The 1,450-nt window shown below is 75.3% G+C and carries 1 protein-coding gene; it reads right to left on the minus strand.

Annotation, left to right across the window (positions count from 1 at the left end; all coding sequences use genetic code 11):
• Nucleotides 1-1,450: TonB-dependent receptor (locus tag G7B71_RS15530; RefSeq protein WP_166042590.1), on the minus strand; the 1,450-nt coding region annotated here is incomplete at both ends.

Consider the following 1,450-nt stretch of genomic DNA (forward strand, 5'->3'; position numbering starts at 1 on the left):
GAGGCGCGGGCGCCGTCGCGCGGCGTCCAGGCGACGGTGGCGGCGGCGCTGTGGCGCGGGGTCTGGGCGGGCCTCAGGCCGTCGAGCGGCGCGGCGGGGCCGCTCGCCACCACTTCCGCATCGGCGAAACTGTAGCCGGCGCTCAATGTGAAGCGGCCGAGCGCGATGCTGCCGTCGATCTCGACTCCGCGGCTGTCGATCGCGTCCAGGTTGCGGCGCTGGCGAAATTCGCCGGCGGCCGAGACGAAGCCGACCCCGGGGAACAGGCCTGGCCCCTGCGCCAGGGTGACATTGGCGATCGGGTCTTCGAGCCGGTTGGCGAACAGGGTGGCTCCGATCCGCGCCTCGGGCAGCGGCCGCCACTCGACTCCGGCCTCGGCGCCGCGCAGCCGTTCGGGCCGAAGCTCGGCATTGGCGGCGGTCGCGTCGGGGCCGACGCGGAATGGCCGGTAAAGCTCGTTCAAGGTCGGCAGGCGCCAGCCGAGATAGGCGGCCGCGCGCACGGTGAAATCGGGCGTCGCGCGCCAGGCGATGCCGCCGCGCGCGGTCGGCTGCCAGCCACTGCGGTCGGCGAACCGGGTGTCGGTGATCAGCTCGGAGGTGGCGAAGATGCGCTCCTCGAGGCGCCCGTCCTCGATCCACCAGCGGTCGATTCGGGCGCCGCCGCTGAGCACCAACGGCCCGGCCTCCAGGCTCGCCTCGCCGAACGCGCCGACGGTTCGGGTGCGCCCGCCCGCCGCGCGGCCGCGCGTGCCGATTCCGTTCTGGAAGTTGAAGCGCTCGCGGGTGACGCCCGCCGTCTCGCGCCAGTCGCCGCCGATGCGCAGCTCGGCCGGGCCGAGGCGCGGGCGCAACTCGACTCGCGCGCCGAGGCCGGTCGACGGAACCTCATATTGCTCGGCGGTGCGGTTGGCCGCCGCCCGGCCGGCGGTGACCGCGGCGAAGCTGTTGTAGAAGCTGCGGCTCTGGACATAGGCGAGCGCCGACCAGGGCAGCGCGCCCGAGCCGACGAGGCGGAGGGAGGCGTCGAGGCCGTCCGTGCTTATGTCGCTGAACGCGGTGCCGCGCTCGCGCGTGTCGTGAAAGGCGACGCCGCTCGCCTGAAGCTCGATGGCCGGAGCGAGCGGCGCGACCGCGCGCAATGCGAAGCTTGCTTGCTCGTAGGGCGCCGGCCGGTCGACCGGGCCGCGCTGCTCCGCGACGATCGGGATGAAGCCGTCGCCGCGCGCATAGGAGGCGCTGGCGGTGAGGAAGCCGCGGCCGAGATCGAGACCGGCGGCGGCGAAACCGTCGATGCTGGCGCGGCTGCCGGCGGCGAGCGTGGCGCCGAGACCGCGAAGGTCGCCGGGCCCGGCGCTGTCCAGCTCGATGGTTCCGGCCAGCGCGCCGGGGCCGGCCGCGCCGCTGCCGCCGCCGCGCACCACCCGCACCTGGCCGAGCCGGCGCGGGT

The sequence above is a fragment of the Sphingosinicella sp. YJ22 genome, from assembly GCF_011320075.1.
In the GTDB taxonomy this organism is placed as follows: domain Bacteria; phylum Pseudomonadota; class Alphaproteobacteria; order Sphingomonadales; family Sphingomonadaceae; genus Allosphingosinicella.